At 69.5% G+C, this 15,798-nt stretch carries 14 protein-coding genes; 6 read left to right on the forward strand and 8 right to left on the reverse strand.

Annotation, left to right across the window (positions count from 1 at the left end):
• Positions 1–3: 3 nt before the first annotated feature.
• From QQJ79_RS08310 to QQJ79_RS08325, 4 genes are all read right to left on the reverse strand, one after another.
• Complete coding sequence (locus tag QQJ79_RS08310) at positions 4–3,219, reverse strand: efflux RND transporter permease subunit (protein ID WP_284222475.1); 3,216 nt, start codon at positions 3,217–3,219, stop codon at positions 4–6.
• Positions 3,219–4,373 carry an efflux RND transporter periplasmic adaptor subunit gene (locus QQJ79_RS08315; RefSeq protein WP_284222461.1) on the reverse strand — a complete coding sequence of 385 codons (1,155 nt, stop codon included), beginning with the start codon at positions 4,371–4,373 and terminating at the stop codon, positions 3,219–3,221. The genes QQJ79_RS08310 and QQJ79_RS08315 overlap by 1 nt, the downstream gene beginning before the upstream one ends.
• A gap of 122 nt (positions 4,374–4,495) precedes the next feature.
• On the reverse strand, positions 4,496–5,287 hold the full coding sequence (locus QQJ79_RS08320; protein ID WP_284222462.1) for a hypothetical protein: 792 nt from the start codon (positions 5,285–5,287) through the stop codon (positions 4,496–4,498).
• A complete protein-coding gene (locus QQJ79_RS08325) occupies positions 5,284–6,048 on the reverse strand; it encodes a class II aldolase/adducin family protein (protein ID WP_284222463.1) in 765 nt (254 codons plus the stop codon). The genes QQJ79_RS08320 and QQJ79_RS08325 overlap by 4 nt, the downstream gene beginning before the upstream one ends.
• A gap of 143 nt (positions 6,049–6,191) precedes the next feature.
• Between QQJ79_RS08325 and QQJ79_RS08330 the strand changes: the two genes are divergently transcribed.
• The 3 genes from QQJ79_RS08330 (at position 6,192) to QQJ79_RS08340 (ending at position 8,692) form a co-directional block, all read left to right on the forward strand.
• Positions 6,192–7,334 carry a DUF2336 domain-containing protein gene (locus tag QQJ79_RS08330; RefSeq protein WP_284222464.1) on the forward strand — a complete coding sequence of 381 codons (1,143 nt, stop codon included), beginning with the start codon at positions 6,192–6,194 and terminating at the stop codon, positions 7,332–7,334.
• A 31-nt stretch (positions 7,335–7,365) separates the two neighbouring features.
• Positions 7,366–8,148, forward strand: coding sequence for an NAD kinase (locus tag QQJ79_RS08335; RefSeq protein ID WP_284222465.1), 783 nt, complete (start codon positions 7,366–7,368; stop codon positions 8,146–8,148).
• A 67-nt stretch (positions 8,149–8,215) separates the two neighbouring features.
• Positions 8,216–8,692: an Hpt domain-containing protein gene (locus QQJ79_RS08340; protein WP_284222466.1), complete on the forward strand. Its 477-nt coding sequence runs from the start codon at positions 8,216–8,218 to the stop codon at positions 8,690–8,692.
• Between the two features lie 55 nt (positions 8,693–8,747).
• Here the strand turns inward: QQJ79_RS08340 and spbR are convergent, their stop codons facing one another.
• Both spbR and QQJ79_RS08350 read right to left on the reverse strand, forming a co-directional pair.
• A complete protein-coding gene (gene spbR, locus QQJ79_RS08345) occupies positions 8,748–9,890 on the reverse strand; it encodes a SpbR family protein (protein ID WP_284222467.1) in 1,143 nt (380 codons plus the stop codon).
• A 75-nt stretch (positions 9,891–9,965) separates the two neighbouring features.
• Positions 9,966–10,763, reverse strand: coding sequence for a transglycosylase SLT domain-containing protein (locus tag QQJ79_RS08350; RefSeq protein WP_284222468.1), 798 nt, complete (start codon positions 10,761–10,763; stop codon positions 9,966–9,968).
• A gap of 197 nt (positions 10,764–10,960) precedes the next feature.
• On the opposite strand from QQJ79_RS08350, the gene QQJ79_RS08355 reads away from it, so the two are divergent.
• On the forward strand, positions 10,961–11,692 hold the full coding sequence (locus QQJ79_RS08355; protein WP_284222469.1) for a TonB family protein: 732 nt from the start codon (positions 10,961–10,963) through the stop codon (positions 11,690–11,692).
• Here the strand turns inward: QQJ79_RS08355 and QQJ79_RS08360 are convergent, their stop codons facing one another.
• Both QQJ79_RS08360 and QQJ79_RS08365 read right to left on the reverse strand, forming a co-directional pair.
• Positions 11,693–12,703: an NAD(P)/FAD-dependent oxidoreductase gene (locus QQJ79_RS08360; protein ID WP_284222470.1), complete on the reverse strand. Its 1,011-nt coding sequence runs from the start codon at positions 12,701–12,703 to the stop codon at positions 11,693–11,695.
• A 39-nt stretch (positions 12,704–12,742) separates the two neighbouring features.
• A complete protein-coding gene (locus tag QQJ79_RS08365; RefSeq protein ID WP_284222471.1) occupies positions 12,743–14,590 on the reverse strand; it encodes a phosphoenolpyruvate carboxykinase (GTP) in 1,848 nt (615 codons plus the stop codon).
• Positions 14,591–14,795: 205 nt separating this feature from the next.
• On the opposite strand from QQJ79_RS08365, the gene QQJ79_RS08370 reads away from it, so the two are divergent.
• Both QQJ79_RS08370 and QQJ79_RS08375 read left to right on the forward strand, forming a co-directional pair.
• Positions 14,796–15,428 (forward strand): DUF938 domain-containing protein, encoded by a 633-nt coding sequence (locus QQJ79_RS08370; RefSeq protein ID WP_284222472.1) that lies wholly within the window; start codon positions 14,796–14,798, stop codon positions 15,426–15,428.
• Between the two features lie 75 nt (positions 15,429–15,503).
• A partial coding sequence (locus QQJ79_RS08375) for a GlcG/HbpS family heme-binding protein (RefSeq protein WP_284222473.1) occupies positions 15,504–15,798 on the forward strand: 295 nt, incomplete at its 3' end.

Genomic DNA, 15,798 nt, shown 5'->3' on the forward strand with positions numbered 1-15,798 from the left:
AGCCTATTCCGCCGCCGCCGGCACTGCGTCGTTGGCCGTGGTTTCCTGGGCTTCCCATTCCTCGATCTTGCGGGCGGTGTATTCCGGCGACCGGGTGAAGCGCGCCAGCGCGCCATAGATCACCGGCACGACGAACAGGGTCAGCAGGGTCGCGAACATGGCCCCGGAGAAGATCACCACGCCGATGGTCTGACGGCTGCCGGCGCCCGCGCCCTGCCAGAGCACCAGCGGCAAGGCGCCGAAGGCGGTGGCGATCGAGGTCATGATGATCGGGCGCAGCCGCAGGGTTGACGACTCGATGATCGCCTCCTGGATCGAGCGGCCCTGATCGCGCAGCTGGTTGGCGAATTCGACGATCAGGATGCCGTTCTTGGCCGCCACGCCGATCAGGATGATCAGGCCGATCTGGCTGTAGATGTTGAGGCTGGACCCCGCCATCACCAGGCCGAACAGGCCCCCGGCGGCGGCCAGCGGCACGGTCAGCATGATGACCGCCGGCGTGATCCAGCTTTCGAACTGCGCGGCCAGCACCAGGAAGACCAGCAGCAGCGCCAGGCCGAAGGCCGCGGCGACCGCCCCGCCCGCCTCCTGCTGATCCCGCGCCGCGCCGCCCCATTGGGTCGTGACCACGCCCTGAGGCTGTTCCTGTGCGACCCGGGTCATGAACTCGGTCGCATCCACCAGGGTCGTGCCGGGGTTGAGGTCCGCCGAGATCGAAATGGCGCGCTGGCGATCCAGGCGCCGCCGGTCCGGCGTATCGCCGGAGGTCTCGGTCGTGACCACCGCCGACAGGGGCACCAGCTGCCCCGAGCCGGTCGCGACATACAGGGCCTCGAGGTCGGCGACGCTGCGGCGGTCGGCGCGTTCAGTCTGCAGGATGACGTCATACTCCTGACCGCCGCGCAGATAGGTGGTGGCGCGCCGCGAGCCGAACATGGTCTCCAGCGTCCGGCCGATGGCCTGTGACGAGACGCCAAGGGCCGCCGCCTTCTCGGGATCGACATCGACCAGCAGGCGCGGGGCGTTCGGCTCATAGTTCAGGCGCGGCCGCGAAAGGCCGGGGTTCTCGAGCGAGGCGGCCAGCACCGGCTGCAGCCAGTTGTAGATGTCCTCGTATTCAGCGCCCGTCACGACCATCTCGATCGAGTTGGAATTGCCGCCGCCGCGTTGGAAGGCGCCGGGGACCGAGGCGTTGACCTGGGCGTCGGTCTGGCCGCGCAGCTTGCCGTTCAGTTCCTGGGCGATCTCGTCAGCCGAACGGTCGCGCTCCGACCAGTCGCTGAGGATCAGGCTGCCGTTGCCCGAGTTGAAGCTGCCGCCGCCGAAACCTGGGGCGGAGATCAGATAGCTGCTGGCCTCTCCGCTGGCCTTGTATTCGGCGAGGATCGGCTCGATCCCCATCATGATGTTGCGGGTGTAGTCGAAGCCCGCGCCTTCCGGCCCCTGGACCCGGATCTGCACCCGCCCGCGGTCTTCCGCCGGCACGAGCTCGTTGGGCAGGGTCAGGAACATGGCCGCCGCGCCGCCGGCGACGGCGAGGATCAACACCGACACGCCGGCGACGGCGATCCGCTTGCCGAGCAGGGCCTGAAGCGAGTTCTGGTACGAATTGCGCAGCGCCTCCATGGCGCGATCGACCTTGCGGGCGACCCATCCGCTGCTGCTGGCGGGCCGCAGGATGCGCGAGGCCAGCATGGGAGAGAGCGTCAGCGCCAGGAAGGCCGAGAAGGCCACGGCGGCCGCGATCGCCGCCGCCAGTTCCACAAACAGGCGACCGACATAGCCGGGCAGGAACAACAGGGGTGCGAACACCGCCAGCAGCACCACGGTCGTCGCCACAACGGCGAAGAACACCTGCCGCGCCCCGCGCTCGGCCGCCACCAGCGGCGGCTCGCCATGGTCCAGACGGCGCTGGATGTTCTCGGTCACCACGATAGCGTCGTCGACCACCAGGCCGATGGCCAGCACCATCGCCAGCAGGGTCAACAGATTCAGGGAGAAGCCCAGGGGGGCCAGGATGATGAAGGTCGACAGAAGGCAGATCGGAGCCACGATCGACGGAATGAACGCCGCCCGCATACTGCCGAGAAAGATGAAGTTCACCAGCGCCACCAGGGCCAGCGAGATGCCGATGGTGATCCAGACTTCATCGATGGCGTGGGCGGTGAAGACCGAGTTGTCCGACCCGACGACCAGTTCGGTCCCTTCCGGCAGGCTGGACCGCACCTCCTCAAGCATCGCCTCCACGCCTTCCGAGATGGCCAGGTCGTTGGACTGGGCCTGACGGGTGACGGCCAGACCGATCTGGTCCTGCCCGTTGCCCCGGAACAGGCGCCGGTCCTCGGCCGGGGCCTCGACGATGCGGGCGATGTCCCCCAGCCGGGTGACATAACCGGACTGGCCCTGGATGGCGCCGGACGCGCCGCTGGGCAGGGCCGTGGCGCTGCCAGTCTGGGCGGCGGCGACGGCTCCCGAGCCGCGGGTGCCGATCGGCAGCTGGCGGAAGTCCTCGGCCCGCGCATAGGTGCGCGCGACCCGGACGGTGTAGTCCTTCTGTCCCGACTCCAGCTGGCCGGCGGGGAGTTCTACATTCTGCGCCGTCAGGGCGGACTCGACGTCGGTGACGGTCAGACCCCGGGCGGCGAGCGCGGCGGCGTCCAGCCAGATGCGCATGGCGTAGCGCTGCTCGCCATAGATCTGCACCTGGGCCACGCCCGGCACGGTCGCCAGCCGGTCAATCAGATAGCGGTCGGCGTAGTCCGTCAGCTCAAGCCGGTTCATGGCCGTGGACCGCAGGAACAGGATCATGATCGGCTGGCTGTCGGTGTCGGCCTTGGACACTTCCGGCGGTTGGGCCTGGTCCGGCAGACGGCCGACGACGCGCGACACGCGGTCGCGCACATCATTGGCGGCGTCGTCGATATTGCGGTCCAGCGAGAATTCGATCGAGACGTTCGAGCGGCCGTCGCGGCTGGAAGAGCTGATCCGCTCGACGCCCTGGATGCCGGCGATCTGTTGCTCGATCGGCTCGGTGATCCGGCTCTCGATGACTTCGGCCGAAGCCCCGGCGTAGCTGGTGCTGACCGAAACGATCGGCGGGTCCACATCAGGCAGTTCCCGCACGGGCAGGAAGAAGAAGGCCGCGGCCCCGATCACGCAAAGAACGATGGCCGCGACCGCCGCGAATACCGGACGGCGGACAGCGAGATCGGACAGCATCATTGGGCGGCGCCCCGCGCCGGAGCGGCCGCCGCAGCGGGGCGACCTCCGCCCTGCCCACCGCCCTGCCCGGCCACCCGAACAGGCGCTCCGGGCTGGATGCGGTTCAGGCCTGAACCGACGATGCGATCGCCGACGTTCAGTCCGGACAGGATTTCGACGAACCCGCCTTCGACCGAACCGGTCTCGACCTCGACCCGCTGGGCGGTGGAGCCGCGGTCGCCCCGCGCGATGCGATAGACGAAGGCGCCGTCGCCCTCATACTGGACGGCCGCTTCCGGCGCCGCGGGCGCGGTGCGCTGGCCCTGCTGGACGGCGACCCGCACGGCCATGCCCGGCCGGATGCGAGCCCCGGGATTCGGGATTTCGGCGCGGGCGGTCACGGCCCGTGTCTGCTCATTGATACGGGTGTCGATCAGGGCGATCCGCCCCCCGAAGGCCTCATCGCCATAGGCGTCGATCGTCGCCCGGATCGGCGTCCCCGCGCGCAGAACCCCGAGGTAGCGTTCGGGCACCGGGAAATCGACCCGCACGACGTCGATGTCGTCCAGGGTCGTGATGACGCCCCCCGGATTGACGAGCGTGCCAGCCGTCACGGAGCTGAGCCCCAGGACGCCCGCGAACGGGGCCCGGATCAGGCGGTCGCCCCGCCGGGCCTGTGCCGCCGTCAAGGAGGCCCGGGCCGTCGCCAGCGCCGTTTCCGCGTCCTCGGCCGTCACGCGCGGCGCGATGCCCCGGTCCGCCAGCGTCTTGTAGCGGTCAAACTGGCGTTGCGCCTGGGCGACCTCGGCCCGCGCCTCGATGATGCCGGCGTCTTCCTCACGCGCCTGAAGTTCGACCAGGGGCGTACCCGCCGAGACCCTCTGGCCGTCCGTGAACAGGACGCGGGTGATCAGCTCGCTGGTCGAGGAGGTGATGTTCACCGACCGCCGGCCCCGCGCCACGCCCAGCACCCGAATCTCATCGGTGAAGGACCGCGAGCCGATGACCGCTTCGGAGACCGTCTGACCCCGGCCGCCGCCGGGGCCGCCCCGTCCGCCCGGACCGCCGCCGGCCTTCTCATCGCCGGCGAAGGCCATCCTGAGCACGACGGCCACGATCATCAGGCCCAGCAGGACGGCGGCGGCGACGAGGAAGAAGTGGCGTTTGATCACGCGGAGGCTCTCTGGTGAATGAACGAGCCGACTGGGCGGCCCACGCCTGCGGCGCAACTAAAGCTCTTGTAACGGAAGCTGTTCCGGTTTCCGTCGCCAAAAGGCGCGCCTGAATGTCGCGCTCAGAACCGCCGCCACAGGGCGATGACGGGGCCGCCGCTTTCGGGGGTCTCGCGGCCCGCGACGGCCTGCCGCCAGCCTGCCTGAAGGCTCCAGTCGCCGAAGTCGCGAACGACAGACGCCTCGACGGACAACCAGCGCGGCCCGCCGTCGTCGGCTTGCCCGCCGAAAGCCTGCGCCAGCACCATCCAGTCATCGGTAAGGTGCACGCCTGCGGTTGCGTCGATCCGGGTCTCGTCCGGCAGCCCCTGTCGCATCCGCCGCGCGGCCTGCAGATCGATAAAAGAACCGCTGGGACCCCAACGGCCCAATCCACCGGACGATGAGCCGCCGAACGAGCGACCGACGGAGGCCCGCACCTCCCAGTCGCTGTCGCCGACGCCGGGGGCCGCGTAGCCGGCGTTGCGCCCCTCCCCGCCGTCGGCGTAGCCCGCGTACAGGCTGGCGGCCGCGCGCTCGTCCCGCCACACCTGCCAGGTGACCCCGATTTCGAGCGGTCCCCGCCCGTCATAGTCGACAAAGGCGTCCTCGCCCGACTGCCAGTCGCCCTTGAACTGCACGGTCAGCCGGTCGGTCACCCCATACTCGGCGAACACCCCCGCGACCGTGTCTCGGCGCTCCCCCGGCAGGTCCGCGAGCGAGCCGTCCGGGTCAAACCCTCGCTCGGCCCGCATATCCTCGTATTTGACGATCACCTGACCGTGGCCCCTCGCCTGGGTCCAGGGACCGGCCACGACGGGTCCGGCCCCCGCCAGCAGGGTCAACGCGACCAGAAGCCCGCCGGCGAACCTCAAATGTCGTAGCCCGGTGATTTCCGGTCCAGCATCCGCAGGGCGCCCGGCCAGGCCAGGGAGGAGATGAAGCCGATGCCCCGGCCCTGCTCCTTCGTTTCCGCCTGGGCCGCCTCCGGCGCAAAGAGCACATGCTCACGCCCTCCCGACAGGGCCGCCACCTGCTGGGCGCAGGCCCGCTCGAGGAAGAACATCCCGATCCAGGCCGCCGCCGCCGTCTGCCCCACCGCCAGGGTGCCATGGTTGCGCAGCAGCATCAGCGGCTTGTCGCCCAGATCGGCGACCAGTCGCTCGCGTTCCTCATGGTTCAGCGCCAGGCCCTCATAGCCATGATAGGCGACCTGATGCTGCAGCAGGCAGGCGTTCTGGCCGATGGGCAGCAGACCCTCGGTCTGCGCCGCCACGCCGACGCCGGCCACGGTGTGCAGGTGGATGACATAATGCGCATCCTCGCGCGCGCCGTGAATGGCCGAGTGGATGGTGAAGCCCGCCGGATTGATGAAGCTGGACGTGTCCTGGACGATGTTGCCGTCCAGATCGACCTTGACCAGGCAAGAGGCCGTCATTTCCTCGAAATACCAGCCGTAGGGGTTGATCAGGAAATGGTGCTCGGGCCCCGGCACCCGGGCGGAGATGTGGGTGAAGATCATGTCGTCCCACCCGTGCAGCGCCACGAGACGGTACAGGGCCGCCAGATCTACGCGCGCGGCCCATTCAGCCTCCGACACCCTGGATTTCAAGGAAACTGCGGCGCCGTCGGCCATGGTCCCGGTCCTCGTTCTACTTGGCCGCGCACGCTCGCGCCGTGCGGGGCTGACGTCAAGATTCAGCTTCCGTTAACTGCGTCTTAGTGGCCCCGGCCTAGCTTCGCCTGTGCTGACCTGTTGTCGGCGCGCCGGAGACGCCCGTGGTTCTCGTCCAACTCGTGCCCGCCAGTCGCACCGCCGGCGCCGCGCCGCGGCCCAGCGAGCTGTTGGCCCTGGCTCACAACTCCAGCATCGAGGCCCGCCAACGCCTGTTGCTGGGGGTCGTGGCCCTGTGCGACGCCTGTCCGCCGTCCGGAGAGCTGTCTCCGGTCCTCAGCGAAATATTCCTGACTCTCGCCCGACAGGCCGAACGCGAGGTGCGAAAAGTCCTTTCGGAGAGACTGGCTCACGCTGAATGGGCGCCCGCGGCCTTGGTGAACGTCCTGGCGCTGGACGAAATCGAGATCGCCCGGCCCATACTCGAGCGCAGCCCCATCCTGCAGGATGAAGACCTGTTGCGTGTGCTGATCGAGGCGTCGCTGGAGCACCAGATCGCGGTCGCGCGCCGCCCCCGGATCAGCGGCCGGGTCGCGGACGCCGTGATCGACCAGGCGGAGCCGGCCGTGCTTATGGCCCTCACCACCAACCGGACAGCCGAGATAAGCGCCGAGGGCGTCCGGCGGCTGGTTGAGCATTCCCGTCGCATCGCCGCCCTGCGGGGGCCCCTCACCCGGCATCCGCTGCTGACTGAAGCCTTGGCTGAACAGCTTTACCAGTGGGTCGGGACCGCGTTGCGCCAGGCCATCGCCGCCCGCTTCACCGTCGACGAGCAGGCGTTGGGAGCCGCTGTCTATGACGCCGTAGAGGGCGTCATACGGCCCCCCGTTCCTGAGGAAGGCCCTGTGGATCAGGGCGACCGCGACGAGATGGAGCGGCGACTGATCGACAAGTTGCAGTCCGCCGGGCAGTTGCGCGCCGGTCTGCTGATCCGTGCGGTGCGCGAAAAGCGGCTCAGTCTGTTCGAGCACGGCCTGTCCGCGCTGGGCGGGTTCACCGTCGGACAGGTGCGCACGGCTCTGTCGGCGCCGACGCCGGAAGCTCTCTACTATGCCTGCGCCGCGGTCGGAATCGACCGGGCCGTGTTCCCGACGCTGCTGGTCGAATTGCGCAAGCTCAACGAGTCCCTGCCCGGTGATCGGGGCGAGCCGGTGTGGCTCCGGGGCGCCCTGTCGCAGGGCTCGGCGGCGCGCGCGTTCAAGGTTCTGATCGGCGCCGATCACGGCGAGCTTCAAACCGCCGTTTGACTTCCCCTCCGGGCTCGGCTTGCGTGCATTCGTGACCGAACCAGCGCCGGCCCCCCTCCGCATCGCCTTCTCCGCCTCGGATCGGCCCGAGGCCCAGGCGGCGCGTGAACGACTGGTCGCGCGCTACGGGTCCGTCGAACCCGGCGACGCCCAGGTCATTGTGGCGCTCGGCGGGGACGGCTTCATGCTGGAGACCCTGCACACGGTCATGGATCAGCGAACTCCGGTGTTCGGCATGAACCGCGGCTCGGTCGGCTTCCTGATGAACGATTTCGAGGAAGAGGGATTGCTTGAGCGTCTGGCCGGCGCCGGACGCGCGGTGATCCACCCCCTGCAGATGGACGCATGGACCGAGGCCGGACAGGCGCACAGCGGGCTGGCGATCAATGAGGTCTCGCTGCTGCGCCAGACCCGCCAGAGCGCCAAGCTGCGGATTTCGGTCGATGGCCGCGTCCGGTTGGAGGAGCTTTCGTGCGACGGCTGTATGCTGGCCACGGCCGCCGGATCGACCGCCTATAATCTTTCCGCTCACGGGCCGATCATTCCCCTCGACTCGCGGGTGCTGGCCCTGACGCCCATCAGCGCCTTCCGCCCGCGGCGCTGGCGCGGCGCCCTGCTGCCGCACCAGTCGAAGGTGTGTTTCGAGGTCCTTGAGCCCGACAAGCGGCCGGTCAGCGCCACAGCCGACGATCTCGAGATCCGGCGGGTCGCCCGTGTCGAGGTCAGGGAGCGCCGCGACATCGCCCTGACCATGCTGTTCGACGCCGGCCGGTCGTTCGAGGAGCGGGTTCTGGCGGAACAATTCGCTTCCTGACGCACGTGCACCGCTTTTTAATGACGTGAGTGCGACTGTCGCTCCAGTCCGTTCGCAGGAGTCAGCCGTGAGCAACCCGGCCCAGGTCATTCGCCCGCCCAACACCCTTCGCATGAAGGTCGGCGGAGGTTTCGGCGGCATCGACGCGGGCGCCATCGCCAAGGCCGAGCAGGCCTTGCAGGCGATGTCGTCGCAGTTCGGACAATGGCTGCAGGACGAGATCGTCAAGCTGGACAAGGCCCAGGCCGACATTCGCACCTCCGGCTACAACGCCGCGACGGCCGAAGCCCTCTATTTCCGCGCCCATGATCTGAAGGGTCTGGGCACCACCTACCAATATCCGCTGGTGACCCGCCTTGCCGGCTCGCTCTGCAAGATGATGGACGATCCGGCCAAGCGCATGGCGGCTCCGCTCGTCCTGCTGGACGCCCATATCGACGCGATCAAGGCCGTCGTCCGCGACCAGATCCAGACCGACGATCATCCCGTCGGCAAGATCCTGGCCGAAACGCTGGAAGCGCGCGTCGCAGACCATCGGAGCTGAGTCGGACGCCGTTCCGGACCGACGCTGACGCCCGCCTCCGGCGGGCGTTTTGCTGTCAGGCGGCGACGCGGACCGGGGCCTTGGCCGGCAACGGATCGTGATCCAGCCGTTCCATCAGATAGGCCAGATCCTCTCGCGGCGCGTTCGGGCGCTGGGTCAGGAAGCGTTCCAGCATCTGCTGGCGGAAGGCGTCGCCTGAGGTGTCCACGCCTTCGGCCTGCAGGGTGCGCCAGGTATCGACCCCGGCGCGATAGGCCTGGAACAGACGCGGCGGCAGGCCCGCCCGGTCGTAGATGGCCTTCAGACCCAACGGTCCTGCGTCATGGATCATCAGCCAGGCCCGTGCGTGCGGCGTCCCCGCCAGCTCGGCGATCCCGTGTTCGAACAGCGCCATCTGTCCCCTCGCCAACGCCCTCAGCAAGAGCGAGGCGGTCAGAACCCGACGCGCATTCAGCTTGGCCACAAACTGGGTCAGATCGGCCTGGCTCGAGGCCTGGTCCACCAGATCGACCGTGGCGCGCTCGCGGGCGAAGGCGGCGAGACGGATTGCGGTCTCCGGGGCCACCGCATGGCGGGTGACGAGATGCTCCCGGACCGCTTCGGAGGCCAGCTCAACCAACCGCTCCGTCACGGACAACGGCAGCACCTGACGGTAGGCGATCGCGGCGACGATCTCGGGCGAGGTTCCGAAGCGGTCGATGCAGCGCCCCAGCGCGGCTTCGGCGACGTCGGCGTTGTCATTGGCGGCCAGGGTGCGCACCGCCTGTTCGCAACCGACCTCGGCCAGGGCGGTGGCCACATCGCGACCGACGTCGGGCCGCCCGGCGACGGCGACCTGACGCAGCGGCGATCCGGCCTGAACAATCTCGATCAGATCCTCATCCGAGAAGGCCGGCGAGAAATTGATCATCGGCAGGGCGACGCTGTCGACGTCGGCCGCCAGCTTGCGGGCGACATCGCGGGGAATCAGATCCGAAGACTTCAGCGTCACGGCCATCGCCCGCCGGACCAGTTCCGCCGCATCCTGGGCCAGCATCCTCAGGATCTTCTGCGCCGCCTCGCGGTCCTCGTCGCGGAGTTCCGCCTTCTCCATGCTGCGGCACAGCTTGTGGGCCGCTGCCGCGCGCTCGTCCTCGTCGGTCGCCTTGATCAGGCGGCGGATGTCGATCTCGGTCAGGCGGGCTCGGTAGGCGGTCATGGTCGGGTCCAGGCTTTGCCGGTCAACATCAGCCCGTCATCCTTAACGGGCGGTTCACCATCGCCGGATTCGGGATCAGATGCTCTTGCTCGCTTCCGGAGCGAAGGCGCCGCCGAAGCCGCCGCTCTTGCCGTCGCCGTCCTGCCCCATCAGCAGAGCCAGCAGGCTCTGATCCTGTTTCAGCCGGTCGAGCCGCGCGGCCAGCATCCGGTCCCGCTCGGTCATGTCCGGCGCGCCGGGCAGGGAACCCGCCGCCGAGGCCGGCGACCCGTCTCCGGCGCTGCGCTGCAGATTTGCGTGCACCTCGGCCACAGTGGCGGGGCGACCGTCACGGTAGAAGATGGACCGGTTTGCCGCGGCCGCTTCAGGGAACAGGGCCGCCGCGCTCGCTCCCGGCCGACGGTCCATGGCGTCCATCAACTGGGCCGCGCCCGCGGGTCCGAGAAAATGGGCCGCGTAGAGATCGCCCGCTCCCGGCTCGCGCCCGGACCGGCCCCGCAGATAGGCGGCGTTGGACGCCGTCAGCTCCGCCGCCATGGTCGCGGCCGCCTGGGGGTCGAACCGCAGGTCCAGCACGACGTTTCGCGCCGAACCCTCGACCCGCCAACGCCCGTCCCCGCCACGATAGATCAGGTCGGCGTACTGACCATAGCCGTGCTTGGCGCCATGGGCCTTCACCGTCCCGAGCCAGGTCTGTTCGATGAACTGGAACAGGCCCGCCGCGGATGAGGTTCGGGCCCGGGCGGACGGATTCATCGCACTTTCGCGACGCGCCGTCCGGACCAGGAAGTCAGCGTCCACGCCCGTGACGTTTGAGGCGCGCCGAATGGCTGCCTCAACTCCTCCAGCGGATGGAATCGCTCCGACGTTCATGAGTCATGACGCTGGGGGTTCGTGGTTAATCAAACCCTAACAAGGATTGTTGCGTCCACAACCTCTTAACCTTCGCCCCGCCGCGCCGCCACGGTGGCGCTTTCAAGGCGAGGCTCGCCCCAAACTTGCCGTCAGGTCAGCGCTCAACTTACCCGTGGGACGCTGTGGGGACGGCGATAGACAGGGATGAGACGGCCATGATGATCAAGACAGCGGGCGGCCCCGGACTGGTGAGCCCCATCGACTTCCACGAACGCAAGACGCCCCGATTCTCCAAAGCGACCTGGGTCGCCGTCGGCATCGTCGTCACGGCTCACGTCGGCCTCGGCGCGGCCATGTACTATCAGCGGTTCGAAATGCCGGTGCTTGAGGCCCCTGCGCAGCCGAATCCATTCGACATCACAATGGTCCGGCCCGAGCCCAAGCCGCTGCCCGAGCCCACACCGGTCGAACCGGCCCCGCCCAATACCCGGGTCAACGAACCCACGACCCCGGCGCGCGATGCCGAAACCGTGTTCGTGACGCAGGGCGAGACGGTCTCCGACAGCACAACCATCACGACGGCGACGGTCTCACCCGACCCGGTAGAGGACGCCGCGCCGGTCGAGACGGTTCGGCCACAACCGCCGGCGGTCATCACCAACCCAAGCTGGTCACGCCAGCCCTCTGCAGACCAGATGATGCGGGCCTACCCGGACCGTGCGCTCAACTCCGGAGTGGCCGGCGCGGCGACCCTGAACTGCCTGGTGCTGCCGACCGGAGCGGTCACCGACTGCAACGTCTCGCGGGAAACGCCCGGCGGCTACGGCTTCGGCCGGGCGGCGCAGGGACTGTCGCGCCACTTCCGGGTCAATCCACGTACCGTCAACGGTGCGGCGGAGGGATCGCGGGTGAACATCAACCTGCGTTTCAACCTGCCGGAAGACTGATCAGGCGAACCTGAGCGGATCGAGGGCGGCGGCGTCCGCCAAGGGCGGCCTGCCCTCGATTCCGTCCGCCGTGATCCGGGCGACAAGGGGGCCCATCAGCCAGCCGTTCCGGCGGGGGGCCAGGGCCTGGTGCAGGCCCGGTTCGCCCGAAGGGCCCGCCAGCGGCAAGCCGTCGGTCGTCGCGCCGCGTATGCCCACGCGCGTCGGACCGATCTCTCCGACCACGTCCAGCAGCGCCAGGCCGGCCGCGATCTGGCGCGCGGCCTCGGCCGGATCGGGCTCCAGATCCCGGCGCCCCGGCTCCATAGTCGCGCCGATGACCACGCCCCCTTCGCAGGGCGCGGCATAGACGCCGGGGCCCCTGACCACCCGGGGCGGGGCCGCCATGGCGACGAATGTCAGCTGGCCGCGGATCGGCGTGATGGCGGACACCGCCGCGGCGACAGGGTCGGGCAGACCGGCGACCGACTCCCCGGCGCCCGTGGCCAGCACCACCGTGGCGGTGAACCAGACGCGGCCATCGCTCGCTTCGACCCGCCAGCGACGGGCGTCCCCGGTCAGGCGCACGACCTGGCCTCGCACCATCGTCAGACCGGGCGTCCGCGCCAGCGCCTTCAGGGCCGGCGCCACCTCTATGCGCCAGTCATCCGGGGTGGTCAGGCCGTCCGGGTTCACCCGGGCGTCAAATCCGAACGCGCGGAGCCGGGCGGCCGCGCCGTCGGGTTCCGGTCCGCGCCAGTCTGCGCCCTCGCGCAGCACCTTCAGGCCATGGGTCTCCGCAAAGTCCGGCCACAGGTCGCGGGCGCGCTTCAGCAAGGCGGCGCGGTCGGCGGTCACATCCTCCAGCAGCGATTCCAGCGCCGGGGCGATCATGCCCGCGGCGATGGAGGAGGCGTTCGGTCCGCCCGGATCAATAACGGTCACGGCGTGGCCGCGCGCGGCCAGTTCAGCCGCGGTGCAGAGGCCGAGCACGCCGGCGCCGATGACGATTACATCAGGAGAGGAAGCCACGGGCGATCTGATCGGCCGCCCGCAGCCTGAATGCAAGCGCTACTCGGCCGCGATGGCCGCGGCGCGGTTCGCGTCGATGCGGGCCGTCAGGGCGGCGTGCTGGTTCCACAGGGCCGCGGGCAGCCGGTCGCCGAACTGGGCGTAGAAGTCGGGGATCAGCGAGGCCTCCTCGGCCCAGACCTCGGCATCGACATCCAGCAGGGTCGAAAGATCGGCGTCCGACAGGGTCAGGCCGGTCAGGTCCAGCGCCTCGCGGGTCGGAACGCGACCCACGGGGGTGTCGACGGCCTCGGCTTCGCCATCGAGGCGTTCGGCGATCCACTTCAGCACGCGGGCGTTGTCGCCGAAACCGGGCCAGACAAACTGGCCGTCCTCGTTCTTGCGGAACCAGTTGACGAAATAGAGCCGCGGCAGCTTGGCCGCCTCGGTCCGTCCGCCCATCGACAGCCAGTGGGCGAAATAGTCGCCCATGTTGTAGCCGCAGAAAGGCAGCATGGCGAAGGGATCGCGGCGCAGGGTCCCGATGGCGTTCTCGGCGGCGGCGGTGCCTTCCGAGGCGACCGACGAGCCCATGAACACGCCATGCTCCCAGTCGAAGGCCTCGGTGACCAGAGGCACGGCCGAGGCGCGGCGGCCGCCGAACAGGATGGCGTCGATCGGCACGCCCTTCGGGTCCTCCCACTCCGGCGCGATGGTCGGGCATTGCGAGGCCGGGGCGGCGAAGCGGGCGTTGGGATGAGCGGCGGGCTCGCCCGAGGCCGGGTCGTGGGGCGCGCCTTTCCAGTTGGTCAGGCCTTCCGGGGCCACCTTCGTCAGACCTTCCCACCAGACGTCGCCGTCCGCGGTCAGGGCCGTGTTGGTGAAGACGGTGTTCGAACCCATCGTCGCCAGGGCGTTGCCGTTGGTGTTGCGGCTGGTGCCCGGCGCGACGCCGAAGAAGCCGGCTTCCGGGTTCACGGCGTAGAGGCGGCCGTCGTCGCCGAAGCGCATCCAGGCGATGTCGTCGCCGATGGTCTCGGCGGTCCAGCCCGGAATCGTCGGCTGGAGCATGGCCAGATTGGTCTTGCCGCAGGCCGAGGGGAAGGCGGCGGCGACGTATTTGGCGCGGCCCTTCGGATCGGTCAGCTTGAGGATCAGCATATGCTCGGCCAGCCAGCCCTCGTCGCGGGCCATGACCGAGGCGATGCGCAGGGCGTAGCATTTCTTGCCCAGCAGGGCGTTGCCGCCATAGCCCGAGCCATAGGACCAGATCTCGCGGGTCTCGGGATAGTGGACGATCCATTTGTCGTCATTGCACGGCCACGGCACATCGGCCTGGCCCTCGGCCAGCGGCGCGCCGAGGGTGTGGACGGCCGGCACGAAGACGCCGTCCCGGCCCATCAGGTCCAGCACGGGCTGGCCCATGCGGGTCATGACGCCCATGGAAATGGCGACATAGCCGCTGTCGGTGATCTCGACGCCGAGGGCGCTGAGCTCCGAGCCCAGCGGGCCCATGGAGAAGGGCACGACATACATGGTGCGGCCGGCCATGCAGCCGTCGAACAGGCCGTTCAGCCGGGCGCGCATCTCGACCGGATCGGCCCAGTTGTTGGTCGGGCCGGAGTCGATCTCATTGGCCGAGCAGATGAAGGTGCGGCTCTCGACGCGGGCGACGTCCTTGGGGTCCGAGGCGGCGTAGTAGCAGCCGGGGCGTTTGCTCTGGTCCAGCTCGCGCAGCGTGCCCTTGCCGATCAGATCGGCGACGATGGCGGCCTTTTCGGCCTCCGAGCCGTCGCACCAGTGGACCCGGGCGGGCTTGGACAGGGCGGCGATCTGCTCGACCCAGGCGATGAGGCCGGCGTGTTTCGTGGGAGCCGGGTGAAGGCCCTGGATGGCGGATGCGGTCACAATCACTCTCCTGAACGTCGCCCGGCGATCTGCGCCGCCGTGGCTCTCCCTTGCGTGGCATCACGCAATGTTTCAGTCGCGGAATGACATCTTAGGCGACGCGGCGTCAACCGATGCACGTTTCAACCTCTCGCGAGCGGAGCGCGCGGAGAGGTCCGCATATTTCCGGTCGCCGCGAGGCGTGGGGCGGGGTATCGGGGCGGCCATGCAGACGATGGACCCGCTCGCCGCCGCGCCCCGAGGCGCCCTCGCCTCGCCCGCCGTGGCGAGGAACACGGGGCCGATCCTCGAGGTCCTGAGAGCGCACATGCCGGCCCGGGGGCGGGTGATGGAGATCGCCGCGGGGTCGGGCGAGCACGCCGCGGCCTTTGCAGGCGCCCTGCCCGGCCTCGACTGGACGCCGAGCGACCCGAGCGCCGAGGCGCGGGCCAGCATCGCAGCCTGGGCGGCGGCGGCGAGCCTGCCGAACCTGAGCCCGCCGCTGGCGCTGGACGTGCTGGACGCGGCGACCTGGCCGGCGGGGCTGTTGCAGGCTGTGGTCTGCATCAACATGATCCACATCAGCCCCTGGGCGGCGACCGAAGGCCTGATGGCCCTGGCCGGCAGCCGGCTGGCCGTCGGCGGCCTGCTGGTCCTGTACGGGCCGTATCGCGAGGCCGGGGTTCCGCTGGCGGCGTCGAATGCGGCGTTCGACGAGAGCCTGAAATCCCGCGACCCGGCCTGGGGGCTGAGGGATCGGGTCGCGGCGGCGGCGGCGGAGAAGGCGGAGGGGCTGGCGCTGACGCGGCGGATCGGGATGCCGGCGAACAATCTGATGCTGTTGTTCCGGCGGGTCTGACGGGCCCTTGTGCTTCCGGCGGAGATGTGGCGGCATCGCCTCCAAGCTTGGCTGAACCTGATCGAAAGCGCCGACATGAAACGTCTCCTCCTTGTTCTGGCCGTCCTGGCCACCGCGGCTCCGGCCTGGGGGCAGACGCCGCCGACGGCCGCGCCGGCCGCCGCCCCGGCTCCGCCCCTGTCCTATGGCGCGCCGATCGGGCTGGAGGCGGCGCAGGCGCTGGTTGACCGGGCCGTAGAGGCGGGACGCGCCCGCGGCTTCCGACTGGCCATCGCGGTGGTCGAGCCGTCGGGGGAGCTGGTGGCCTTCGGGCGGATGGACGACGTCCAGTACGGCTCGATCGACGTCGCCCAGGCCAAGGCCCGGTCCG

This window comes from Brevundimonas denitrificans (assembly GCF_030160755.1).
Classification (GTDB): Bacteria; Pseudomonadota; Alphaproteobacteria; order Caulobacterales; family Caulobacteraceae; genus Brevundimonas; species Brevundimonas denitrificans.